At 36.4% G+C, this 25,226-nt stretch carries 17 protein-coding genes and 1 tRNA gene; 11 read left to right on the top strand and 7 right to left on the bottom strand.

Features of this window, described 5'->3' with window-relative positions:
* Position 1 precedes the first annotated feature (1 nt).
* The 3 genes from JK139_RS04695 to JK139_RS04685 are packed head-to-tail and all read left to right on the top strand — an operon-like array spanning position 2 to position 1,928.
* Positions 2-1,264 carry a hypothetical protein gene (locus tag JK139_RS04695; protein ID WP_074420974.1) on the top strand — a complete coding sequence of 421 codons (1,263 nt, stop codon included), beginning with the start codon at positions 2-4 and terminating at the stop codon, positions 1,262-1,264.
* Complete coding sequence (locus JK139_RS04690) at positions 1,261-1,590, top strand: metal-sulfur cluster assembly factor (RefSeq protein ID WP_074420975.1); 330 nt, start codon at positions 1,261-1,263, stop codon at positions 1,588-1,590. The genes JK139_RS04695 and JK139_RS04690 overlap by 4 nt, the downstream gene beginning before the upstream one ends.
* Before the next feature lie 8 nt (positions 1,591-1,598).
* On the top strand, positions 1,599-1,928 hold the full coding sequence (locus JK139_RS04685; RefSeq protein WP_074420976.1) for a 2Fe-2S iron-sulfur cluster-binding protein: 330 nt from the start codon (positions 1,599-1,601) through the stop codon (positions 1,926-1,928).
* 278 nt (positions 1,929-2,206) lie between these two features.
* Here the strand turns inward: JK139_RS04685 and JK139_RS04680 are convergent.
* Positions 2,207-2,279: transfer RNA gene (locus tag JK139_RS04680), tRNA-Lys, on the bottom strand.
* 134 nt (positions 2,280-2,413) lie between these two features.
* Here JK139_RS04680 and JK139_RS04675 point away from each other — a divergent pair.
* From JK139_RS04675 to lpdA, 3 genes are all read left to right on the top strand, one after another.
* A complete protein-coding gene (locus JK139_RS04675; RefSeq protein ID WP_074420442.1) occupies positions 2,414-3,217 on the top strand; it encodes an SDR family oxidoreductase in 804 nt (267 codons plus the stop codon).
* 27 nt (positions 3,218-3,244) lie between these two features.
* Positions 3,245-4,075 carry an SAM hydrolase/SAM-dependent halogenase family protein gene (locus tag JK139_RS04670; protein ID WP_074420441.1) on the top strand — a complete coding sequence of 277 codons (831 nt, stop codon included), beginning with the start codon at positions 3,245-3,247 and terminating at the stop codon, positions 4,073-4,075.
* A 149-nt stretch (positions 4,076-4,224) separates the two neighbouring features.
* Positions 4,225-5,631 carry a dihydrolipoyl dehydrogenase gene (gene lpdA, locus JK139_RS04665; RefSeq protein WP_074420440.1) on the top strand — a complete coding sequence of 469 codons (1,407 nt, stop codon included), beginning with the start codon at positions 4,225-4,227 and terminating at the stop codon, positions 5,629-5,631.
* Between the two features lie 203 nt (positions 5,632-5,834).
* Here the strand turns inward: lpdA and rplT are convergent, their stop codons facing one another.
* From rplT to JK139_RS04645, 4 genes are all read right to left on the bottom strand, one after another.
* A complete protein-coding gene (rplT, locus tag JK139_RS04660; protein ID WP_068241817.1) occupies positions 5,835-6,179 on the bottom strand; it encodes a 50S ribosomal protein L20 in 345 nt (114 codons plus the stop codon).
* 43 nt (positions 6,180-6,222) lie between these two features.
* Positions 6,223-6,420, bottom strand: a complete 198-nt coding sequence (gene rpmI, locus JK139_RS04655) for a 50S ribosomal protein L35 (RefSeq protein ID WP_074417781.1) — start codon at positions 6,418-6,420, stop codon at positions 6,223-6,225.
* Positions 6,421-6,678: 258 nt separating this feature from the next.
* Positions 6,679-9,864, bottom strand: coding sequence for a WD40/YVTN/BNR-like repeat-containing protein (locus JK139_RS04650; protein WP_218330683.1), 3,186 nt, complete (start codon positions 9,862-9,864; stop codon positions 6,679-6,681).
* Between the two features lie 592 nt (positions 9,865-10,456).
* Entirely contained in the window at positions 10,457-10,681 is a 225-nt protein-coding gene (locus tag JK139_RS04645) for a hypothetical protein (RefSeq protein WP_218330682.1), read from the bottom strand.
* 121 nt (positions 10,682-10,802) lie between these two features.
* Here JK139_RS04645 and JK139_RS04640 point away from each other — a divergent pair, with 121 nt between their 5' ends.
* The 3 genes from JK139_RS04640 (at position 10,803) to JK139_RS04630 (ending at position 16,854) form a co-directional block, all read left to right on the top strand.
* Positions 10,803-12,854 (top strand): gliding motility-associated C-terminal domain-containing protein, encoded by a 2,052-nt coding sequence (locus JK139_RS04640; protein ID WP_218330681.1) that lies wholly within the window; start codon positions 10,803-10,805, stop codon positions 12,852-12,854.
* Between the two features lie 15 nt (positions 12,855-12,869).
* Complete coding sequence (locus JK139_RS04635) at positions 12,870-13,853, top strand: PorP/SprF family type IX secretion system membrane protein (protein ID WP_074420448.1); 984 nt, start codon at positions 12,870-12,872, stop codon at positions 13,851-13,853.
* 229 nt (positions 13,854-14,082) lie between these two features.
* Complete coding sequence (locus tag JK139_RS04630; RefSeq protein ID WP_074420447.1) at positions 14,083-16,854, top strand: OmpA family protein; 2,772 nt, start codon at positions 14,083-14,085, stop codon at positions 16,852-16,854.
* A 293-nt stretch (positions 16,855-17,147) separates the two neighbouring features.
* On the opposite strand, the gene JK139_RS04625 is transcribed toward JK139_RS04630, so the two are convergent.
* Positions 17,148-18,302: an MFS transporter gene (locus JK139_RS04625; protein ID WP_074420785.1), complete on the bottom strand. Its 1,155-nt coding sequence runs from the start codon at positions 18,300-18,302 to the stop codon at positions 17,148-17,150.
* A 213-nt stretch (positions 18,303-18,515) separates the two neighbouring features.
* Here JK139_RS04625 and JK139_RS04620 point away from each other — a divergent pair, with 213 nt between their 5' ends.
* Both JK139_RS04620 and JK139_RS04615 read left to right on the top strand, forming a co-directional pair.
* Positions 18,516-21,440 (top strand): SusC/RagA family TonB-linked outer membrane protein, encoded by a 2,925-nt coding sequence (locus tag JK139_RS04620; protein WP_074419603.1) that lies wholly within the window; start codon positions 18,516-18,518, stop codon positions 21,438-21,440.
* A 24-nt stretch (positions 21,441-21,464) separates the two neighbouring features.
* On the top strand, positions 21,465-22,769 hold the full coding sequence (locus tag JK139_RS04615) for a RagB/SusD family nutrient uptake outer membrane protein (RefSeq protein WP_074417787.1): 1,305 nt from the start codon (positions 21,465-21,467) through the stop codon (positions 22,767-22,769).
* Positions 22,770-22,821: 52 nt separating this feature from the next.
* Here JK139_RS04615 and JK139_RS04610 read toward each other — a convergent pair whose 3' ends face one another.
* On the bottom strand, positions 22,822-25,071 hold the full coding sequence (locus JK139_RS04610) for a Tex family protein (RefSeq protein ID WP_074420786.1): 2,250 nt from the start codon (positions 25,069-25,071) through the stop codon (positions 22,822-22,824).
* Between the last annotated feature and the right edge of the window lie 155 nt (positions 25,072-25,226).

The raw sequence follows: 25,226 nt of genomic DNA, 5'->3' as shown, positions 1-25,226 counted from the left end.
TATGGCCGATATTAATATTGCTAAAGCACCCAAAGGTTATGCAGTATTGCCATTTTATGCTGTAGGGAGTTTGTTTTTCTTAACCTTATCAGCCCTGCTTGTTTTTTCTCATCAAATTGTTATTGTACAATTTTTACATCCGCATATTCTGGCAATTGTTCATGCCACAACTTTGGGTTGGGTTACTATGGTAATTTTTGGCGCTTCGTATCAGTTACTGCCTGTAATTTGCGAAAGAAATTTATTTAGTAACGTACTGGCATTGTTGTCATTTTTTATTTTATTACCCGGCGTTATCATTCTCATCATTTCCTTTTGGTTTTTTTTAACCGGTTTTTGGATGATTACCGGCGGCTCATTGGTTGTAATAGCTGCAATTTTATATGCAATTAACGCAACGGGCACTGCTAAAACATGCAATAAGCATTCCATTCAAAAATGTTTTGTTCTAAGTGCTGCTTTTTGGCTATTGGTTACCACTATTTTCGGATTATTATTGGCTATCCATTTAGTATTTCCAATTTTTAATTCAAGTCAGTTGAAATTGATTGCCATGCATGCGCATATTGGATTTGCAGGCTGGTTTTTACAATTAATTACCGGTGTATCTTCTAAACTGGTACCCATGTTTTTATTGAGCAGAAATAGGCCCAATGGTTTTTTGCAAGGTGCATTTTGGTTTCAAAATGTCGGATTGCTTATTTTGATTATTGCAGCCCTATTGGGTTTATGGAATGGTTTCATTTGGATAAGTTACATATTGGTTGTTGTAGGTATTTTATGCTGGTTATTTTATATTCTAGCTACTTATAAAAGTAGGGTGCGAAAGCCACTCGATTTTCAAATGCGGTTTACTTTACTTTCATTTCTATTTCTTTTTCTAGCGCTAATTCTGCTCCCTTTTTTGATGCATGGTTGGGGTATGCCATGCATTCAATTATATGGGTTACTTATTTTAATGGGTTGGTTATCGGGTATTATTTTAGGCCAAACATTTAAAACATTACCGTTTATTGTATGGAACGATCATTATAAAGCTTTGAATGGGAAAGTAAAGGTTCCATTGCCGAAACATTTGTATCATGAAAATTTTGTAAAACTAAATTTTTATTTTTTTATCGCTGCACTGGTAATGCTATGCGCCGGACTATTGCTAAATGAAAAAATTTTGATGTTGGCGGGTAGTATTCTTTGGTTATTGATGGCTATTGTATTTGTGTGGAATGTATTCACGATTTTATTACATAAAACAAAAAAATTATGATTACAATTTCGATAAATGATCAATTTTATACTGAAAAATCAAAAATATTGCAGGCATTATATCAGGTAATTGATCCAGAACTATTCATTAATATAGTTGATTTGGGTTTGATATATGATATTGCATTTTCCGAAAACAATATTACCATTGAAATGACTTTATCTACTCCGCATTGTCCTTTGGGTGATGCCATTACTTTCGGCGTAAAAAATGTATTATCTGTTGACTTTCCAAATCATGAAGTAACGGTTCATTTGGTGTGGGAACCCAAGTGGGCTTTTGAAATGATGACAGACACGGGTAAAAAATTGTTAGGAATTGCTTAAACCTTTTCATGCATAACGATATCATTTCTTTTCATATAAATTTTGGTAATGAAACAAAGCAGGTGCATACCTATACCAATGCTTACAGAAACCTGATGCATTTGTTAGAAGATCAATTTATTGTAGAAGATTTTGGAGAATGCAGGGGAATGGGTAAATGCGGTACCTGTATGATTGAAGTAATAGCTGCACCCAATTTGTTGGAGGGCTTGCAACGAAATGAAATGACTACATTGAAAAAAGCAGCTATGTTGAAAAAAAATATTCGATTATCCTGTCAGATATTCATTAATGATAGTTTGCAGGATGCGGTTCTGAAAATTTATGAATGGCAATGAAAGTGCTTATTACCCCCATGTTCCAATATCTACTAAAAGAGGCTTTAGCCTCTTTTTTTTGTAGTGCTTATTTGCTTTTTTCGTCAATGACGTTCCGTTTTAAGAAGGCTTTATTAAAAATTACTGAATTACTGAAAAGGTTATAAGAAAGCATGTTAAGGCACAAACTAAGGTATTACCACTTAAACTTTACAGATGAGTGATTCAATACTTTCTGGCAATAATTCAAAATTAAAAAAGCCTAATCAATTTTATTGATAAGGCTTTTTTGTTGTTTGTGATCCCGCTGGGACTCGAACCCAGGGCCCATACATTAAAAGTGTATTGCTCTACCAACTGAGCTACGGAATCATCCCGTTTGTTTTTGGGAGTGCAAAAATAGGCGAAAAGTTTTTCTGTCCAAATTTTTTTCAAATCTATTGTAAAGATATTTATTCACAACCTACAACAACAGAACCTTATTTTTGCAAATAATAATTTGAATCATGGTATTTAATAATAAAGTTGTTGTAATTACCGGTGGCTCTGAAGGCATTGGAAAGGCACTGGTAGAGGCTTTTATTGCGCAGGGTGCTAAAGTGGCTACCTGTGGCCGTAATTACGATAAATTATATGTTTTACAATCGATCCATGCAGGCAAACCTTTAATGGTTCAGGCTGCAGATGTTAGCAATGAAACTGATTGTAAAAATTTTATAAATGCGGTAATTAAATTGTATGGCACCATCGATATTTTAATTAATAATGCGGGCATTTCCATGCGTTCGCTTTTTAAAGAAACCAATTTAGAAACGCTGAAACGTTTAATGGACGTAAATTTTTGGGGTGCTGTTTATTGTACAAAATATGCATTACCCTACATTATTCAAAACAAGGGAAGTGTTCTGGGTGTTTCGTCCATTGCAGGATACAGGGGTTTACCGGGACGAAGCGGTTATTCTGCTTCAAAATTTGCCATGAATGGCTGGCTGGAAGCATTAAGAACAGAATTAATGGATGAGGGTGTGAATGTAATGTGGGTTTGCCCTGGCTTTACTGCATCTAATATTCGCAATGCAGCGTTAAACAAAGATGCGCAACCACAAGGTGAAAGTCCGATGGATGAATCGAAATTAATGACGGCAGAAACCTGTGCCATATATATCATGAAAGCAATTGAAAAACGAAAACGTACATTGGTGCTTACTTCGCAGGGAAAACAAACCGTATGGTTGAATAAATTTTTTCCAGCACTGGCAGATCGACTTATCAAAAAGTTTTTTTATAAACAAGGTGAGTTGGTAAAATAATATTATTGCATCCAACGTTCCACAAGCATGTCAATTGTTACTTTATCATCCGATATTGGTGTTCAGGATTATATTTTAGGGGCTATTAAGGGTCAGATAATTACGCAATTTGCACAAGCCAATATTGTCGATATCAATCACGATTTAAATGCTAATAATTATCCGCATGTAGCATATATATGTAATCATGCATTCAAATATTTTCCAAAAGGCACCATTCACTTAATTTTGGTAGATTGTTTTGAAGGAAATAACGAACAATTTATTTTAGCTGAAGTAAATGGACAAATTATTATATGTCCTGACAATGGCCTCCTAACCATGATTGCTGATAAACAACATATTCAGCCATTTTCTATTTCAGTTCATTCAGCTGCTACTATTTTAGAAATTACACAAATATTGGCAGGCATTATTGGAAGATTATTGCAGGGAGAGCCCTTAACCCGGCTTGCTGATACAGCTATTACTTTTCAACAAAAAATTTCTTTACAACCCTCTATGGGTAATGATTGGATAGAAGGTCAGGTATTATTTATTGATAAATTTGATAACGTAATTATCAATATTTCAAATCAGCAATTTCAGGAAGCAGCAGTCAACCGGCCATTTGAAATTAGCATCCCAAATAATGTTGCCATCAATAAAATCAGTAAAAGTTATGCTGATGTACCCAGGGGCGAGGTGCTGGCTATGTTTAATGCTGCAGGATATTTAGAACTGGCTGTTAATAATGGTAAAATGGCTGCATTATTTGGTCTACGCAGTTTTGTAGCCAATAAAAATGCACCGGGCAGTCTGCATGCCAATGCCTTATTTTATCAAACTATAAGAATTTATTTTCTTAAAATATCATGATTTGATTGGTATAAAGAATTTTTTGCAATGAAATCTTATTCCTTTTTGAACTCTCTTTTTTCCATTTGCAGATTAGCCAGTATTTTTGCATCTGTTATTTTTTGGTTGTACAATATTGTTTTCAACCACTCATCTTAATTATTTAAATTATGGCATACGATGTTATTGTAATTGGAAGCGGACCAGGAGGGTATCCCGCTGCAATCAGAGCTTCACAATTAGGTTTTAAAGTAGCGATTATAGAAAAAGAAAGTTTAGGTGGTATTTGTTTAAACTGGGGCTGTATACCCACTAAAGCATTAATTAAAAGTGCGAATGTGTACGATTACATAAAACATAGTGCTAACTATGGTATTAATGCAACCGGTACGCAGGATTTTCCGGCCGTAATTCAGCGAAGCAGGGGTGTAGCAGATAAAATGAGTAAAGGCGTTCAATTTTTGATGAAGAAAAATAAAATTGACGTAATTATGGGCACCGGTAAAGTAAAAGGCAAAGGTAAAGTTGAAGTAATTGCTGCGGATGGTACCAAACAAATCATCGAATCAAAATATATTGTGGTTGCAACCGGTGGCAGAAGCCGTGAATTGCCGAATTTAAAACAGGACGGTAAAAAAGTAATTGGTTATCGTGAAGCAATGGTATTACCGGGTCAGCCCAAAAGCATGATTATTGTAGGCAGTGGTGCAATAGGTGTAGAGTTTGCTTATGTTTACAACAGCATGGGTACAAAAGTTACCATTGTTGAATTTATGCCTCGAATTGTGCCGGTAGAAGATGAAGAAATTTCAAAAGAATTGGAAAAACAATACAAAAAACAAGGTATTGAAATTTTTACCAATGCATCGGTTGAAAGTGTAGATACTTCAGGTAATGGCGTTAAAGCACAGGTGAAGAAACAGGATGGCAGTATGATGACTTTAGAAGCAGATATTGTTTTAAGTGCCGTAGGTGTTGTAGCCAATATAGAAAATATAGGGCTGGAAGAAAATGGCATTAAAACCGAAAAAGGTAAAATTATTGTTGATAAATATCAGCAAACTACCATACCCGGTGTTTATGCAATAGGCGACTGTACGCCCGGTCAGGCTTTGGCACATGTTGCCTCAAAAGAAGGAATTAATGCAGCAGAGCATATGGCTTATTTAGAAAAAAAAATAGCACATTTGCCCGATGTAATTGATTATAACAATGTTCCAGGTTGTACCTATTGTACACCCGAAATTGCCAGTGTTGGTTATACTGAAAAAGCAGCAAAAGAAGCAGGGTATGATATTAAGGTTGGTAAATTCCCTTTTATTGCCAGCGGTAAAGCCAGCGCTGCAGGTGCTACAGAAGGTTTTGTAAAAGTAATTTTCGATGCAAAATATGGTGAGTTTCTGGGTTGCCACATGATTGGTGCCAATGTAACAGAAATGATAGCAGAAGCCGTTGTTGCCAGAAAATTAGAAACAACTGCCCATGAAATTTTAAATGCCATTCATCCGCATCCAACCATGAGTGAAGGCTTGAAAGAAGCTACTGCTGCTGCTTATGGTGAAGCAATTGATATTTAGTTGTAAAGTAAATTACTCATAGAAAAAGTTCAGTGCCAATTGAAACACTGAATTTTTTTTATGGTTTTATATGTTAAAAAATTTATATACAATAATTTTGAATGAACGCTTGTGAAAATTTTGATGGGTTGCTTTGTATGGGAGGGTGTTAAAACAAAAAAACCGGGACAAGCCCGGTAATGATTCATTCTGTCTGTTTTTTCTTACTTCACAGAAGCTACTAAAGATTTAAAGCTTTCAGGATTATTCATGGCTAAGTCAGCCAATACTTTTCTGTCTAAATCTATGCCTTTCACAGACAATTTGTGAATAAACTGGCTATACGTTAATCCTTCTTCTCTTACGGCAGCATTAATACGTGCAATCCACAATTGGCGATATTCTCTTTTTTTCAGTTTACGACCAACATAACTGTAGGTCATCCCTTTCTCAACAATGTTTTTAGCTACGGTATAAACGTTTTTACGTTTACCATAGTAGCCTTTAGCCTGATCTAATATTTTTTTTCTTCTTGCTCTTGAAGCAACTGCATTAACGGAACGTGGCATATTTTAATATTTTAACTCTTTTAAAAGAGATGGTGTAATAATTTTATTTTAAACGTAATAAGCGCATTACAAAATCTTTGTTGGTAGGACCAACAAGACCTTTTTTGTTGAGCGTTCTTTTTCTTTTCTTGGTTTTCTTGGTAAGAATGTGTCGTTTAAAAGCTTTTTGGAAGGTTATTTCACCTGTTCCGGTAACTTTAAAGCGTTTTTTTGCGCTTGAGTTTGTTTTAACTTTTGGCATAAATAATCTTTTATTCAGATTACACCCTGCTGGTGGTATCCACGGGGATACACTTGTTGAACCTTACGGGAAAATTTTGGAGTGCAAAGGTAGGTATAAATAAACATATTTAGCAAAATTAGTCCATAATATTTTTTGCAATCATTTTATGATAGCCAGATCAGACTGTATAACAAACATTTTCAAAGAATGATGGTAACGGTTTACCTATCACTGATCTGGCTGTGAGTTTCATCTGGTTTTTACTCAATTTTAGTTTTATAAAGCAATAAATGGTTGTTTCTGATTCGCAATCCATTGATTAATGGCAGGAACATTTTTTTGCAGCAGGTTTCTAAAATTGTTGAATTGTATGTCAATTTGCTCTTTTAGATTTTGATAGCTGCTGTACATAGAAGCAGTGGGAGGGGCATCTGCTTGCTGAACGGCTACATTGAGTGCCGACAATTTTTCTTCTAACCGAACCGAAAAACGTAAATCATCCTCACTTGCTAAAATTTTAGGATTCATTAAAGTTGTTTCAACTATCGTTAAACTATCTAATAATGGTTTTGTTAGTGCATTGAATTGTTGAATAGAATCTGAATGGGAAAGTATGCCGGCAAAATCCTGAATTTTTTTCCTGATCTGCCGTATGTTTTTTGTTGTAGTTCCAATTGCATTGAGTGTATTGTGAATTTGTTGGGCTAATTCAAATTGCTTTGCCAGATCATTTGTTCCAAATGTATTTCTTGGGTCGTTTACAATGGTGAGGGGTTGTTTCTGAATCAATTTATCACCAACATACAATGCAATGGTATAATTTCCGGGCACTGCCACTGGGCCGGTTAAAGCACCTTCAAAAGTGGCAGAAGTATCAGCTTTTGCATCCGGGTAACGCAAATCCCAGATAAATGTATTCATTCCGCTATCTGCTGTTAAAATACCGGATTGTTTTTTCTTGCGATTTTCAATAAAATTTTGAGTGGGGGTGATGGGTTCGCCAAAATAATTTTTTTGAGAAGAATAGGTAATAACACTGTCGCCCTTTTCAGTTTGAATTGCTAAACGAACTTCACCGGATGGTTTATTTTTGAAATAATAATGCACAATAGCACCAGCAGGGGCATTTTGCCCCTCATGCACGGGTGGGGTTGGGTTATTATTCCCTAAAGGAGTTCTGTATGTACATTTTGGTTTAAATAAAAAAGCCTTATTCATTGCCATTTGCTCATTTAACTGGTAAAGCGGTGTAATGTCATCTAATACCCAAAATGACCGGCCATGTGTTGCAACCACCAAATCATTATCGCGGGTTTGTACCTGTATGTCTCTTATCGGTGTGTTGGGTAAATTGAGTTGCAGGCTTTGCCAATGTTCTCCCTCATCAAACGAAACAAGAATACCGGTTTCTGTGCCGCAATACAAAATGTTTTGGTGGGTTGGGTCTTGTCGAATACAGCGGTTATAGCTTTGAACACCTTCAGAAATAGATGTCCAGGTTTTGCCATAATCATGTGTTTTAAATAAATAGGGTTTGATATCATCACTTTGATAGCGTGTAGCAGCAACATAACAGGTAGCTGCATCAAAATGAGAGGGTTCCACATAACTAATGAGTGCCCATTTTGGTAGGGCCGATGGTGTAACGTTTTGCCATGTTTTGCCATCATCTTTACTTACATGCACCAACCCATCATCTGAACCGGCCCATAAAACACCTGATTGCACAGGCGATTCTGCAAATGCAAAAATGGTTCCGTATACTTCGGCTAAACTGTTATCTAAAGTAATGGGTCCGCCACTGGGCTGAAGGGTTGCCGGATCATTTTTGGTTAAATCCGGGCTAATGGTTTCCCAAGTTTGTCCGCCATCGGTTGTTCTGTGTACATGATTAGAAGTAACATACATCATTTTATTATTGTGCGGAGAAAAAACGATGGGATAGGTCCAATTAAAGCGATATTTCATTACAATAGCCCCTTCTCCACTGTGCTGTTCGGGATAAACGGATATATTTCTGTTTTGATCGGTTGATTTATTGTAGGTACTAAGTTGTCCGTCATATTCTCCTCCATAAGTGATTTGTGCATTCAGGGGGTCAGGTACAATATAACCGGCTTCTCCACCTGCCACCGGGTACCAGTCACGTATACCAATTGCTTCATTGGCAGTTCGGCTGGCAATTCTAACACTTGTATTGTCTTGTTGTGCACCATATACATGATATGGAAATTCATTATCTAAGTTTACATGGTAAAACTGAGCAGTAGGTAAATCAGGTGCAGTAAAATTTTTACCACCATCAAAAGTAATTTGTGGGCCACCATCATCGCCCATTATCCAGTTAGATGGGTTTTGAGGATTTATCCACATATCATGGTTATCGCCATGCCTATTGGTAATTTTTTCCCAGTTACTGCCACCATCAATCGATTTCCAAAATTCTACATTCAACACATAAACTGTATTGGGGTTTTTGGTATCGGCAAAAATCTGGCTAAAGTACCATGGGCGTTGGGTTAAATCGTTTTTGGTACTTACCAATTGCCAGGTAGCACCACCATCCTCTGAACGAAATACACCACTGTGTTCATTTTCAACAATGGCCCAAATTCTTTCATGCTGCACCGGAGAGATGGTGCAAATCATTTTTCCTTTTAATCCCTTGGGCATACCCGGATTTTCGGAAAGCAACTGCCAGGTATTGCCCCCATCCAGCGACTTATATAAACCCGAGCCCCTGCCACCGCTGCTTAATGAATAAGGAGTTCGATAAGCCTGCCACATGGAAGCATAAACAATGAATGGGTTTACCGGATCTATTTTCACATCCACACAACCGGTACTATCATTCACATACAAAATTTGTTGCCAGGTATTGCCCCCATCATTGGAACGATATAATCCGCGTTCTTTATTGGCTCCATATACTTTACCCATGGCAGCCGCATAAACCTGATTATCATTTTCAGGATTAATGGCAATGGTTCCAATGGCATAAGTTTTTTCTAAGCCAATATGCTTCCAGCTTTTACCAGCATCGGTAGATTTGTAGATACCATCTCCAAAAGAAATATTGTTACGCATTTCTACCTCACCGGTACCGGCATAAACTATATTTTGATTGATATGTGCTACAGCAATGGCACCCACTGAACTTGAGGTAAAAAAAGAATCAGATACACATTTCCAGGAATTACCCCCATCTGTTGTTTTCCATACGCCGCCTCCGGTTTGTCCGGCATAGTAGGTGTGTGGATCATTGGGTATACCCATTACCGCCAAACACCGGCCTGAACGCCATGGGCCAATATTACGCCAATGCATCCCATTGTATAAATGAAGGTCATAGACGGGTTTGTTTTTTGAAGTGCTTTGATCCTGAGCAGATACTTGCAGCAATGTGCCTATCAATAAAATACCTAAACAGATTTTTTTAGAAAAGCATTTGAATGGAAGCATAGTGTTAGTCTTGTAAATATGATTAAAATCGGAAAAAATATTTCCAGTATACTAATATATAAATTTAAAATTTATTTTTTTCTTTTAACCAACACTATGCTATTTTAATTGTTTTATAATGTCTGAATTTTCACTTTTTCGCCAAAAGTTTATAAAAAAGCAGCATGTTTTGCAAAAATTGAATCTTCTTTATTACAATTGTAAAATGTGGAAGAAAGTTATTACCGGCTGTAATGCAAGTATTTAAAATAAAATATAATTAAAAAAAATAATAATTTGCTTAGAATTTATCGATAGAATACCGGTTTTATTGAAAATAATGTGTATTTTAACATGCTTATACAATATTTTATTCCCTCTGCCGTTTAATGAAATTAAGTAATTATATAATGGTTTTTCATTGATGCTTATCTGGGTGATAATTCATGAAAAATAAAAAAAACAATTACGACTCCCAGTTTCAGAATAATTTTTTTGGATATAAAACGGGAGTATCACTTTTATTTTGAACGCATGAATAAGTATTTTACTTTATCGTTCTTATTGGTAGTTTTTAGCACTGGTTTACTGGGTTTTGCACCTGGTGGTTTTTTCATGTACATTCTTTACATAATGCAAACAGTTCATTAGGGGAAATAACATTCCCTTCCTTTGAAAGGAATACATCTGTCAAAATAAAACCTGCATTTTCAAACGAACATAATCCTATATCCATTTCATTTGATAGTGCAATTGCTCCTTTTTCTTGTCCGGCTAAGTTAATTGTACAAAAAGATACCACAATTTGTAAAGGAGATACCGTTACCCTTACTGCCATTAAACCGGTACATGTTGACAGTGAACCACCCGGGGTTTGGGTATTATTAATTAGTGGAAATAATATTGACCAAACTGCTTTTAACCTCAAGGCATATGGTTATGATAAGGTAAATCAGTATTTGTATTCAATCATTAACAAAAGAATTATTCGGTACGATTTAAAGAACAAAACCAGTACCGAAATTTTTGCCAATAACTGGCCGGGATGGCCTGGTAACTATACCGAATTTACGTATGACTATACCAACAACAGGCTGATTTTATGGCGTGCAGGAAAAGACAATGTTTATGCAGTACCGGCTACCGGTGGTGCATGGACACAAATAGGCAACGGTGCTTTTGATAATGCTGACTATAACGCCAGCTCATACTGGAATCCCATAACAAATAGTCCCGGTTTTTATGGAGGTTATGGTGGGTTTACTGTTAAGAACTGGATTTATGAAAATAATTTATCCTGGATACAAAAACGCCCCAATTTAAGTGATTGTAATCCACCAAAAGGTGGAAATTTAATGGGCACATCTGCTGATGGGAAAACTTTATTTTTATTTTCGGGGCAGGGTAGTTGCGATGGGAATGAATTAAGCGGCACCTGTTCTTTAGGAAGTCCTTGGGCTACAGCCAATGGTATGTTTTGCTGGTTGAAAGATTTATATGCATTGGATTTAAATACGTATACCTTTACCAATATTTTGCCCACTAATAACAGCACTATTCAATATGAAGGTGCTATGACTTACGATTATGACAAGAATAGATTTTATTTATTCGGTGGATTTCAACCAACAGGCGATTACCCATTGAATCAATATTTAGTGAATACCAAAAAAACTTTTCGGTTTAACTGGGGAACTGATAATGGATTCAGTGAGTTTGTAGGAACAGGTGCAGTACCACCTGCTGCTCCTTTAAATGCATCCAACGGTTATGCATATTATGATCCGGTTGATAAAAGAGTGATATGGGCTAGAATCGATGGAATTTGGGCATATTATCCTGATTCTTCTCTTATAAAACAACCCAAACCAACATTAGTATGGTCTACCGGTGATACTACTACTACCATCAAAGTTTATCCTTCACAAACTACCACATATTCTGTTACCTATACCGACAGTCCTTATGTTTGTAAAGATCAGGTTACAATAAAGGTGGATGCGCTAAAAACTTTGTTAGCTGCTACCACAACTGTTTGTAATGACACTTCTAAAGTATTGAATGCCGGTACAGGCTTCACCAGTTACTTATGGTCAACCGGCGATACAACGGCATCTACTACTGTTGATTCAAATGGAGTATATAAAGTTAAAGTAACAGATAGTATTTGTACGGTTACCGATAGTACAAAAGTTCAATTTGCAACAAGTCCGAAACCTTTTACCATTCAGGCAACATCAGATACAGTTTGCCCGGGTACAGCCGATACATTATCCATAGTGAATCCTGAAACAGGCGTAAATTATAATTGGTATAAAGTGGGTAACAATACACTTTTATTTACTGGTACTTCATATACAACACAACCCATTAGTCAGGCTACCAATTATGTTGTATTAGCCAACACAAATCCACCTATTTGTGCAGCTACAAATGCATCTATTGGCATTCAGGTAGCTTCTGCATTAAGCACACCCGTTGTTCAGGCAGACACCATAACCGCAAACAGTGTTTTGTTTAGTTGGTTACCGGTTCCAGGAGCAGTGAGTTATTTAATCAGTTTAGACAACGGTGCCACCTTTCAGTTACCCGCTGCCGGCCTCACTGCCTTAGAAGAATTGGTAACCGGATTAGTACCCAACCAAACTATCAATTTTAAAGTAAAAGCCTTAGGTAAGTTGGCTTGTCAGGAAAGTGCACCGGGCAGTATTACAGTTACAACTTTAAACCCTATTGGTGATGCCATTTTTATTCCTAATTCATTTACGCCCAATGGAGATGGTAATAATGATTTATTCTTTGTTTATGGGAATACTATAAAGACAATGAAATTGTCTATATACAATCAGTGGGGGCAATTAATTTTTTATACTTCCACACAATCTCAAGGATGGGATGGAAGTTATAATGGTACAAAAATGCCGGTAGGTGTATATTATTATTCCTTCGAAGCAACATTACAGAGTAATGAAAAAGTAAAACGAAGGGGTTCAATAACACTTATTCGTTAAGGAAATCAGGATTGTATGATTAAAATGAGATACTTAATGATTGGTTTATTATTTTGCGTTTCTATTGCAGAAGCGCAAATAGACCCTCATTTTACACAGTATTATGCAAGCCCTATGTGGTTAAATCCTGCAATGACAGGGGTAATAGACGGAGATTATCGAACTACAGCTAATATTCGTAATCAATGGGCATCTGTTGCTACACCATTATTAACGAAAGGGATTAGTTTAGATGCAGCATTACCGAATAGTTTTGGAGTTGGTTTAATGGTTTTAAATCAATCAGCGGGCGATGGTGGTTATAATTACACCAATAGTTATTTATCACTTTCTTATCAAGTTCATTTAAGTGAATATAAAAGATTAAGTGGTGGATTTCAATTCGGATTTATTTATCGGGGTGTTGATCCTTCCAAACTAAAATTTGGCAACCAGTTTAATCCATTGGTAGGTTACGATCCCACCTTTCCGTCGAATGAAATTTTTTCAAAAACATCAGCATATACTTTGGATGGAAGCGTTGGCGTAATGTATTATGATGGTGATCCTAATAAAAAAGTAAATCCATTTATTGGAGTAAGTTTATACCATCCCACACAACCAACTGATAAATTTTTACAAGCCAGTAATAGTTTTATACCGGTACGTTATTCCATTCATGCAGGTACCAGAATTGCAGTGAACGATTTATTGCAATTAACGCCACATGTTATTTATGAAAGACAGGGTGCTGCATCTGAAATTGCCGGTGGATTATATCTAAATTATACACTTGATTATACCAAAGATCTTATTGCAGGGGTTATGTACAGAAACAATGATGCCATTGCGCCTAATATTGGAATTAATTTAAATGGTTTTATTGTGGGGCTTAGTTATGATATCAATATTTCAACCCTAAACAGTGCGTCGGCTTACCGGGGCGGTTATGAAATTTCAATCAGTTATGTACATCGCAAAAAAATACCGGCTACTAAGTTTATTTGTCCCCGTCTTTAATCCAACTGCTATTCAGGTTAGTGAATTGTTATTCTGTTGCATTACAGAATAACTTTTTTATTTTAATACTGCACACTTTGCATGCTTCGTCGGTATAATTTCTAATAAATTTTCAAATATGCAATAAATGTTACCCACATAATGTTAAAAACTTATTGGGCTGTTTTTACATCCTTCCTGTAAAGTGTGCCTATATTCATACATAGAAAATCTCTTTTATAACATTAGCATGCTGTATAGAGTTACATTACTAACCTGTTTTTTATTTAAACGCATTACTATATTTTTAGTGGTGTTTTTTTGCGTATCTGTTGTAAATGGTCAATCTGTCAGAGCTTACACGAAAAGAGCAGACCAGTTGTTCAAGGAAAAAAATTATTATGGAGCTGCACAGTTGTATCATAAAGCACTTAATGGTAACATTGCTAATGGGAATGGAGTATTGCCTTATATACCTGGAGTGCATAAAAGCGGCAGAAAGCCAAAAGGGGCAAAAGAAATTTATATTACCCATCAATTAGCTGAATCATACCGGTTATACCACGATTATCAGGATGCTTTGCCAAACTATGAACGATACCTAAGTCTTGAAAAAAAACCGGATATCATGGCCTATTTATGGTATGGAATATCACTGCGTGCCATGAACGAACCGGATAAAGCGATTAAAGCATTATCGAAATTTACGGCAGAACATACACAGGAAGATGCTTACTCAGCTTTGGCTTTAAAAGAAATGGCAGATTGTCGTTTTAATATTGAACAACAACAAAACCTGCAACGTTTTTCAATACAAAAAATGCCTGCACCTGTGAATGCGTTAGGGTCTAATTATGCGTATACTAAATTAAATGACAGCATTTTTGTTTTTAGCAGTTCCAGACCAGATACTGTTGGAAAAAATAAACAGGTAGTCTACCGATCAACACTGTATCAGTTTAATACCAATCAAAACAATATTAGTAAAGCTTTTCCGCAAGGTTTAGCTTATGATGCTGCCGCAGCACAGTTTTCGGCAGATGGATTGCATATTTATTTTACCGGATGGAATGAAGATCAGCAAAACGAAGCCAATAAATACATCATATATGCCGCAACACGTTCAGGTTTGGATGCTCCGTGGGATGCGCCTTATCCTTTAGATACTTTGGTGAATGCAAAAGGCCACAATGCACGTCATCCATTTGTTACAAGAGATGGTAAATTTTTATTTTTTGCTTCAGACAGGCCCGGCGGCATGGGAAAATATGATATCTGGAAAATTGCTTTAGAAGATGGTTTACCAACCGGTACACCTGATAATTTAGGTGCCGCCATTAATACCAGTGAAGATGATGTTGCGCCAGTTTTTATTGCGGATAGTGCCCTTTTGTATTTTAGTTCGAATGGAAGAGTTGGTTTAGGTGGTATGGATATTTATAAAAGTAAAGGCAACATCGTTACCAACCAGTGGAATACTGCTCAAAATTTGGGATTACCCATTAACTCTGTAAAAGATGATATTTATTACAACAGCATTGGCGATGCCGATACTGCTTATTTTACTTCCGATCGTGAATCACCCTGTTGTTTAGAAGTTTTTCAGTCTATTAAATTACCACCATTACCAGATACTTCAAAAGAGTCAGCTATTGATACATCAAAAGCTAATCAAACAGATAATACTACTGTACAAAATGCACCCCCTGTTATTACAGTGCCGGTAAATAAGTTAAGTGATGAAGAACAAATGCGCAGGCATATACTCGATTCATTAAACAACGCAACTGTAAAAAGAGTATCTGTTAATTTTGATTTCTACAAAGCGAAAGTACGTTCGGAAGACAGGAATAGTTTAGATACCATTATACAATTATTGAAAGAAAATTCGGAATTAAATGTAGTAATTGGTTCGTTTACCGATTGCAAAGGCAAATTTGAATTGAACCTGCGTTTATCGAAAGCCCGTTCATTGGCAGTAAAAATGTACCTGATTAAACATCATATTAATGCATCCAGAATTAATGTTGATTTTTATGGTGAACAGCATTTAATATTGCCTTGTAAAGATGATGATACTTACGATACTGCACAACAAATTGTAAATCGCAGATCGGATGTAATTGTAACCAGATCTAAAAATCCCAAATGGGTTCCATCAGGTAAGGAGTTGGATATTGACCAAATTTTAGATGATATTAGAAATGGAAGGCGTCCGTACAGATTTGAGCCGGATGAACCCACAACTAAATCCAACAACAATTTAAAAGCAGAAAGACAATTACTACGGGAAGAAAAAGCACGAGCCAGAGCAGAACATTTAGCTGAGGTGAGAGCAGAAAAAAAATTAAAACAACATAAGCAGGAAGAAGCTGCACGCTTAAGAAGAGCAAAAAAGGTAAGGGAAGCAGCTGAACACAAAGCCAGATTACAGGCAGAAAGAAAAGCCAAACGTGCAGAAGCATACAAACAAAAAAATCAACAAACTGTTGCGGATACTAATCCGTATGTAACTGCAAAACCATCAAAAGTTAACAATAATGCAGCTATTACTAAAAATAATATACCACCGCATATTGGAAACGAGTTGTTACAAAAAGACAAAAAAATTGCCACACTCGATTCTATTTCACAAATCAAGAGCAGATTGTTGTTAACTGCCATTAATCACAGATCCATCAATCAGGTGTTTACGGTTTATACTACCTCCGATTCTGTACATGTTGATTTGTATGACAATGGGACTTTTGATCACGATAGTGTATCTGTAATTTACAATTCAGAAATAGTGGTGTACAAACAGGAATTGAAAACTGATAGAGCCATTACTTTTAAAGTGCCAGTAGAGCCGAATGAGAAAAAGAATGAGATGATATTCTTTGCTGAGAATTTAGGCGATATACCACCTAACTCTGCATTGCTGGTAATTACAGATGATCAGGGAAAACGCACTGAAGTAAGTATTTCGAACGATTTAATGCATAATACTATTATTTACTTTGTAAAATTGAAGAAGCAATAATTACTAACCATTTCTATTCCTTTGGTATTGCAAACCCTTTTTAAATTTTGTTTGAAGAGGGTTTTTTATATACAACAGGTAACTGGATGAACGGGAAACGCGTAATCATAAATTTTGGATGTGATGAACATGTATACATGTATGCCTGCTGCCAAATTTTCGGAACGATGAAGTGATTGCGACGCAACAGGCGATGCCATGTAAAACAAATGCCGGTATTATTATTTTATTGAGCTGGCATTGATGCAAGAAAATGGAGAAGCCAATTTATATACTATATAAAAACCGATGATTTATTTTTTGCCTGTTAGCAAAAATATAATCCAACCTAAAATAATTAAACTAACGGATCCGGCTATTGCACCAGGCCACAATGCCCATTTCCAAAGCAACAGCCCCATTGCAGAACCCAATGTGGTGCCTACAAAACTAAGACTCATGAAAATAGTATTTAATCTATTTCGGGCTTCGGGCATCAATGCATAAACCCTTGTTTGGTTGGTAACGTGAACGGATTGCTGTGCAATATCAATCAAAATGGTGCCAATAATCATCAGTATAACACTGCTTCGGCCAAAATATAAAACCGATAAACTTATGAGAAACAGCAATAACCCTACTTTTAAAGTGTTACGTGGTGTGCCCTTATCGCTTAATTTACCAACAAAAGGTGCAGTTATGGCACCGGCCGCACCGGCAATACCAAATAAACCAATTTGATGAGTAGCAAAATGAAAGGGAGCTTTGGAAAGCAGTAAAACCATGGTTGTCCAAAAACTGCCAAACACGGCAAAACAACACATATTAATGGCAGTAGCTTCTCTTAAAATAGGTTGCTCTTTAATCAGATGAATTAAAGATTGCATCAGGTGGCCATAGTGGCCTTCAAAAACAACCTGATTTTGAGGAAATCTTTTTTGCATGAAAAAGGCTAAAAAAATGCACAGTATGGCTGCTATCCAAAACATACTTCGCCAACCCAGCCATTCTGCAACAGCTCCACTTAATGTTCTCGAAAGTAAAATGCCCACCAAAAGCCCACTCATAACGGTTCCCACTACTTTACCTCTTTGAGTGGGATCGGAGAGGGTAGCTGCCAATGGCAGAATAAGTTGTGGTACAATAGAGCCTGCGCCAACAAAAAAACAGCAAATCTGCAAGGTTAAAAAATTGGGCGCTTTGGCTACACCTATCAAAGCAACAATTGCCAATACTGTGGTGGCAATAATTTGTTTACGACGCTCCATCATATCACCTAAGGGTACTAAAATCAGGAGCCCTGTTGCGTAGCCGGCCTGTGTTAAATAGGTTGTGCTTCCGGCTACATTTTCCGGCACATGAAAACTTTGTGCAATTAAAACAATCAGGGGTTGTATGTAATAAATATTGGCAACAATTAATCCGGTGCAAATGGCCATTAAAACCACATCTTTCTTTTGTAAATGCATGGCGCAAAATTGGGGATATTGTATGTAGTCTGCAAATTCTGTTTTGAATACATTTTTACAATGTTTTTTTAGCTGCCAGAGATCGTAAATATGGATGATATTTTATATCAATTGCTAAATTATTTAATTATGATAAAAATATTTAAAAACGGTTTTAAATTCAATAATAATAAGCTATTTTTAAGATTCAGATTTTTCACCAAAACTACACTTATGCAAAACAAATCAAGTATGTTGCTATTGTGTTGGCTATTGTTGCTTTTGCCCGCAATAGCATTTGCACAACAAAAAAACATTAGCGGAAAAATTACAGACCAAAATGCAAGTCCTGTAGCGGGCGCCAACATTGCAGTAAAAGGCAGTACAGGTGGTACTATGAGTGATGCGCAGGGTAATTTTTCATTGAAAGTATCTGTTGGTGCAACCATTGAAATTAGTTTTACCGGTTTTAGAACACAAACTTTAAAAATTACGAATGAAACCAATTCCTTTAATATTGCTTTAAAGGAAGACTATGCTCGTTTAGATGAAGTAGTTGTTACGGGTTTGGCAACTACAGTTAAAAGAAGCAATGCTGCCAATGCAGTTGCTGTAATTGGTGCCCGTGAGTTAGCAGGTACGGCACCGGCTCAAACTTTTGATGCTGCTTTGAACGGTAAAGTAGTGGGGGCAAATATTATTGCCAATTCAGGTGCGCCCGGTGGGGGTACATCTATTAAATTACGTGGAGTTACTACCATTTTTGGAAATTCGCAGCCCTTGTTTGTGGTAGATGGAGTAATTGTGAACAATTCAGCCACTTCTGCCGGTTTGAATGCAGTAACTGCTGCTGCTACCGCCGGGAATTCATCCAATCAGGATAATGCATCGAATCGAATTGCTGATTTAAATCCTGAAGACATACAAACTGTGGAGGTATTAAAAGGTGCTTCTGCTGCCAGTATTTATGGTGCACAGGCTGCTGCCGGTGTGGTCATTATCACCACAAAAAGAGGTCGTGCAGGTAAAACGCGTTTTAATCTTTCACAGGATGTTGGATTCAACTCAATTATTAAATACTTAGGTCAGCGACCATTAACCGATAAAATAGTGCAGGATCAGGGTTGGGATGTTGCAGCTTATGATGCAGCCAAAGCAGCAGGAAAATTATATGATTATGAAAAAGAAATGTATGGACAAAAAGGCTTTATTCGCGACTCCCGCTTATCTATTAGTGGCGGAAATGATAAAACCACTTTTTATATGGCTGGTGGTTTACGAAATGAAGATGGAATTATTAAAGGTACCGGATATGCTAATAATTCATTGCGGGTAAATATTGACCATCATATTAGTGATAAAATTAAACTAAGTTATAGTTCAACTTATATAAATTCATCTGCAAACCGAGGGCTAACCAATAATGATAATGCCGGTGTTTCATTTGGAGTGGCATTATCTTCTACCCCTTCTTTTGCGCAATTGTTTCCAGATGCCAATGGTATTTATCCCAATAATCCTTTTGCGGCTTCCAATCCTTTGCAAACAAGAGATTTGATGACGAATAATGAATTAACCAATCGGTATATTGGTGGAGTAAATGTAGAAGCCATTTTGCAGGAGTCAGCAAAAATGACAACAAAACTCATTGCACGTGGCGGTTTAGATTACTATAATTTAAAAACAACAGCCTTATTTCCATCTTCATTACAATTTGAGGTGAACACTACAAAGGGACATAGTATTCAGGGAAATACCAATAATGTAAATACCAATTGGGCTGGCTTTTTGGTAAATTCTTATAAGCCTTCAGATAAACTTTCATTTGTAACTACTGCCGGTATTACGCATGAATTTGGCAAGTATGATAATATTCTGAATGTTGCAACGCAATTAATTGGTATACAAACAAATCTTGATCAGGCAGGCGCCATCAATGTATCGCAGTTTAGAATAAAATATAAAAACGATGGTGCATTTGTGCAGGAAGAATTTGCTTTGAATAATTATTTGAACATCACTGCCGGTGTTCGGTTTGACCAGTCAACCAACAATGGGGATTATAAAAAATACTTTACTTATCCCAAAGCCAATGTGGCCTGGAATTTATCTAAAATGAATTTTTGGAAAAGCAATACCATTAATGATTTGAAATTAAGAGTTGCTTATGGTGAGTCAAGTAATTTTCCTGCTTACATCAGCAGATTTACACCACTGAATTCTGCTAATATAGGAGGTTATGCAGGCTCGTTGGTAACTACTGTTTTAGGAGATGGCAACATTGGTTCAGAGCGGCAAACAGAATTAGAGGCTGGTGTGGATGTAAGTGTTTTAGAAGGTAAACTAAGTTTGGAAGCAACTTTCTACAATAAAGTAGTGAAAGACTTACTGTTACAAGGTCAGGTACCTGCATCAACCGGTTTTAGTACCCGCTATTTGAATGCAGGCAGTTTAAGAAACAGAGGTGTTGAACTAAGTTTAAAAGCCATACCGGTAGATAATAAAAATTTCAGATGGAGTTCAACTACTAATTTTTGGATGAACCGTTCATTGATTACACAGTTAAATATACCTGCCTTTCCGTTAGGTGCATTTGGAACCACTCTGGGTACCTATTTCATCCAGCAAGGTGCCACTGCTACCCAAATTGTAGGGCTGAATGGGAATGGTGGAGTTGGTAAACTTGGCGATGCTGAGCCCTATTTTCAAATGAATTTTCTGAATGATTTTACCATTCACAAAAACTGGTCATTGCGCTTTTTAATACATTGGAAACAAGGTGGCGATGTGATTAACTTAACACAGTTGTTAACAGATTTAGGTGGTACCAGTCCTGATTTTGATGTACTGCAAAGCAATGGCAAAACTGCAGGAGCAAACAGAATTGCAGCTTTAGGTGTTTCATCCAGACCATTTGTGCAAAATGCAAGTTTTGTAAAATTCAGAGAAATTGGTTTGTATTATACGCTACCATATAAAATAAAAAATATTGACAGAATTCAGTTAGGTGTATCCGGTAATAATCTTATTGTAATTACGCCATATGTTGGTTACGATCCGGAAGTCTCAAATTTTGGTGTGGGTTTCTCATCCGGAGTTGATGTAACACCATTTCCAACATCTAAACGTGTTCAGTTTCATGTATCCATTGCATTCTAATTTTATAAATAAAAATATTTATATATGAAAAAATATCTTGTACGAATCGGCATCATTAGTATATTTATTCTAATGAATACTGCCTGTAAAAAAGAACCCATCCCTTATTTGAATGGCCCTACTTCACAACAAATAACCACAGATGCTACGATTAGCGAATTGAATAATCTGGTAACCGGTACTGAATCGTCTTTGCGCAATAATGTTTCTATATATTTGGATGTGGTAAGCATGATTGGACGAGAAGGATATCGTTTTTCCGGTTCTGAACCGCGTTATACATCCGACTTACTGGGCGCAGGGAGTGCAATTTTGGATAACAATACATTTTATTTAACCAATCCCTGGGGTTCTCGTTACAATACCATTCGTAATGCTTATATCTTAATTCAGGCAGCAACGAATTCATCTTATTTAACTGATGCACAAAGAAAGGCTTATACCGGATGGGCCAAAACCATTATTGCGTATCAACTGTTATTGAATTTAAATTTAACCTATGAAAATGGTATCAGAGTTGATGTGGCTGATTATAATAAGATGGGACCGATAGTTAGTTTGAATGAAGCATTAACGGCAATCACTAACTTGTTGAATCAGGGCCAGGCAGATTTAAACGGAAGTAATGTTATTTTTAATTTGTCATCTGGGTTTAGCGGCTTTACAACAGCCAGCGGTTTGGTTCAGTTTAACAGAGCTCTGGCTGCAAGAGTAGATGTTTATCAACAAAACTGGACGGCAGCTTTAACTGACTTAAATGCATCATTCTTTAATTTGAATGGAAATTTTAATACAGGTATTTATCATGTTTTTTCTACTGCATCCGGTGATCAGTTAAATCCACTGTACCTGCCTTTAAACAATACCGGTGAAAATCGCCTGGCGCAACCATCCTATGTTACTGATATTGAGCCTGGTGATGACAGAATTCATAAAGTAGCTTTACGATCAGCACCTGCTACACAAAGTGGTTTAACCAGCAATTACGATTTGGCTATATTCAAAACAAATATAGATCCGGTTTCAATCATTCGTAATGAAGAATTGATATTAATTTATGCTGAAGCAAAAATTCAAAGTAATGCTTTGACCGATGCACAAACTGCTATTAATATTATTCGTAACGGGCACAACTTGCCGAATTACAGTGGCCCTTTAACACAGACAGCCTTGCTTACCGAAATGTTAAAACAAAGAAGGTACTCATTATTTTATGAAGGATACAGATGGATTGATGTGCGCAGGTATAATTTACTGAACACATTGCCTTTAGATCGCCCTACCGATCATATCTGGAAAGAGTTTCCTTTGCCTTTCTCAGAAAATTAATTATACTAATATTTTCAGAAAACAACCGCAGTTGAATTGCTGCGGTTGTTTTTTATTTGCCAAACTTCTTTTTTAATAATGAAAGTGCATCGGTAACGCTTAAATTACTTAAATCGTCAGTTTGCTGATGCTGTTTTTTGTGGATCGGTTTATTTGTTTTTTTATACTGTTGTGGTGTTTCCTCGGCCTGTTTAATGGATAGGGCAATTCTTTTTCTGGTTGCGTCTACTTCTAATACTTTTACTTTTACCTTATCATTTAGTTTTAATGCTTCTGATGGATCTGAAATAAACCGATTGGCAATTTCACTCACATGCACCAAACCATCCTGTTTTACACCAATATCCACAAAAGCACCGAAGCGGGTAATATTGGTAACAATACCGGGTAAAATAACACCCGGTTTTACATCATCAATGCTGTAAATACCTGCAAATTCAAATTGCTCTATTTCATTTCTGGGGTCTAAGCCGGGTTTTTTCAGTTCATTTAAAATATCCTGAATGGTTAAAGTACCAATGGTTTCAGAAATGTATTTTGAAGGTTTTATTGATTGCAATAAAGTTTCATTACCAATAATGTGTTGCACATCTGTTTGTAAGTCTTTGGCAATTTGTTCAACAATTGGATAAGTTTCCGGATGCACGGCACTGGCATCTAAAGGATTATCACCCGCTTGTATCCGCAAAAAGCCTGCACATTGTTCAAAAGTTTTTTGACCTAATCGCGGTACATTCAATAATTGCTTTCTATCGGTAAATTTTCCAATGGTGTTTCTGTATTCAATAATTTGTGCCGCCAATGTGCCACCAATACCGCTTACATAACTTAATAAATGTTTGCTGGCAGTATTTATGTTTACGCCTACCGCATTCACACAGTTAATGACAGTCTGGTCAAGCTTTTCTTTCAATCTGAATTGATTTACATCGTGCTGGTACTGGCCAACACCAATGCTTTTAGGATCAATTTTCACCAATTCGGCCAGAGGATCCATTAACCTTCTGCCTATACTTATTGCTCCGCGAACCGTAACATCATAATTACCAAATTCTTCTCTGGCAATTTCAGAAGCAGAATAAATAGAGGCACCATCTTCATTTACCAAAAACACCGGCAATCCTGTTTGCAGTTGTTTAATGAATTGCTCTGTTTCCCTACCGGCAGTACCATCGCCAATTGCAAATACCTGAATAGCATATTTTTGAATCAATGATACAATAACGGTAGCGCTTTGCTGTTTTTTGTTGGCTTCATGTATATAAATCAAATCGTGGTGTAATAAAGCTCCGGTTTCATCTAAGCAAACTACTTTACATCCGGTTCTGTAGCCGGGATCAATTGCTAAAATTCTTTTGCTGCCTAATGGCGCACTCAACAATAGTTGTTTTAAATTTTCAGCAAATACCTGAATGGCCTCCTCATCTGCTTTTAGTTTTAAGGCGGTTCTTAATTCCGATTCAAGACTAGGCTGCAAAAGTCTTTTATAGGCATCTTTAATGGCTTTTTTGATTTGTTCGGCCGATGGGTTTCCAAAAGTTGTAACATATTTTTCTTCTATAATAGCAATGGCTTCCTCTTCGTTGGGGGCAATGCTGATTCGTAAAAACCCTTCTAAAAATCCGCGAAGTATTGCCAGGATGCGGTGTGAAGGAATTTTGGAAACAGGTTCCTGAAAGTCAAAATAATCTTTAAATTTAATTCCCTCATTTTCTTTATCAGTGAGTACCTTACTTTGAAATATCGCTTTTTGTTCAAACAAATACCTGAGTTTGGCTCTTATTTCAGCATCTTCATTTATGGTTTCCGCAATAATATCTCTGGCGCTCTGCAGTGCTGCATTGGTATCTGTGATGGTTTCATTCAAAAATTGAACAGCAGCCTCTTCGAGGTCAATATTTTTTTGTTTCAGAATTAAGGTGGCTAAAGGTTCTAATCCATTTTCACGGGCCGTTTGAGCTTTGGTTTTTCTTTTGGGTTTAAAAGGAAGATATATATCTTCTAAAGTTGCAACGGTGGTGGCTTTGTTTAATTGTTCCTGTAAAGCCGTTGTCATTTTTCCCTGTTCTGTAATAGTTTTTTCAATACTGGCTTTTAATTGGAAAAATTGTTGTAAGCGTTTATGCTCTTCCTGAACTTTTTCAATTTGCACTTCATCTAAACCACCGGTACGGTCTTTTCTGTATCGGGCAATGAATGGAATGGTGGCACCTTCGGTTAATAACTGAATAACAGTTTCAACCTGCTTCAATGAAATTTGAACGTTAGCAGCAACCAGCGAAATAATGTTTTGTTCAGACATAGTTTTATGAATTATTTATATACAAATCAATTAGGGCAGCGAATATATGGGCTGTGCAGTAAAAAAAAATTTTTAAAATAAATAGTCAACCCTCAAAAAGTAATTTTCAATGTTCGATTAAAAATATTGTTGCAATAAAAATTTAAAAGTTGCAA

This window comes from Hydrotalea lipotrueae, from assembly GCF_019249625.1.
Lineage (GTDB): Bacteria > Bacteroidota > Bacteroidia > Chitinophagales > Chitinophagaceae > Hydrotalea > Hydrotalea flava.
This window is presented reverse-complemented; position numbering and strand designations above follow the sequence as displayed.

Bases quoted from the DNA above. Each gene is read 5' to 3' on its own strand.
- JK139_RS04695 (WP_074420974.1), top strand. From the start codon at position 2: ATGGCCGATATTAATATTGCTAAAGCACCCAAAGGTTATGCAGTATTG.
- JK139_RS04690 (WP_074420975.1), top strand. From the start codon at position 1,261: ATGATTACAATTTCGATAAATGATCAATTTTATACTGAAAAATCAAAA.
- JK139_RS04685 (WP_074420976.1), top strand. From the start codon at position 1,599: ATGCATAACGATATCATTTCTTTTCATATAAATTTTGGTAATGAAACA.
- JK139_RS04675 (WP_074420442.1), top strand. From the start codon at position 2,414: ATGGTATTTAATAATAAAGTTGTTGTAATTACCGGTGGCTCTGAAGGC.
- JK139_RS04670 (WP_074420441.1), top strand. From the start codon at position 3,245: ATGTCAATTGTTACTTTATCATCCGATATTGGTGTTCAGGATTATATT.
- lpdA (WP_074420440.1), top strand. From the start codon at position 4,225: ATGGCATACGATGTTATTGTAATTGGAAGCGGACCAGGAGGGTATCCC.
- rplT (WP_068241817.1), bottom strand. From the start codon at position 6,179: ATGCCACGTTCCGTTAATGCAGTTGCTTCAAGAGCAAGAAGAAAAAAA.
- rpmI (WP_074417781.1), bottom strand. From the start codon at position 6,420: ATGCCAAAAGTTAAAACAAACTCAAGCGCAAAAAAACGCTTTAAAGTT.
- JK139_RS04650 (WP_218330683.1), bottom strand. From the start codon at position 9,864: ATGCTTCCATTCAAATGCTTTTCTAAAAAAATCTGTTTAGGTATTTTA.
- JK139_RS04645 (WP_218330682.1), bottom strand. From the start codon at position 10,681: ATGGCAGTAAGGGTAACGGTATCTCCTTTACAAATTGTGGTATCTTTT.
- JK139_RS04635 (WP_074420448.1), top strand. From the start codon at position 12,870: ATGATTAAAATGAGATACTTAATGATTGGTTTATTATTTTGCGTTTCT.
- JK139_RS04630 (WP_074420447.1), top strand. From the start codon at position 14,083: ATGCTGTATAGAGTTACATTACTAACCTGTTTTTTATTTAAACGCATT.
- JK139_RS04625 (WP_074420785.1), bottom strand. From the start codon at position 18,302: ATGCATTTACAAAAGAAAGATGTGGTTTTAATGGCCATTTGCACCGGA.
- JK139_RS04620 (WP_074419603.1), top strand. From the start codon at position 18,516: ATGCAAAACAAATCAAGTATGTTGCTATTGTGTTGGCTATTGTTGCTT.
- JK139_RS04615 (WP_074417787.1), top strand. From the start codon at position 21,465: ATGAAAAAATATCTTGTACGAATCGGCATCATTAGTATATTTATTCTA.
- JK139_RS04610 (WP_074420786.1), bottom strand. From the start codon at position 25,071: ATGTCTGAACAAAACATTATTTCGCTGGTTGCTGCTAACGTTCAAATT.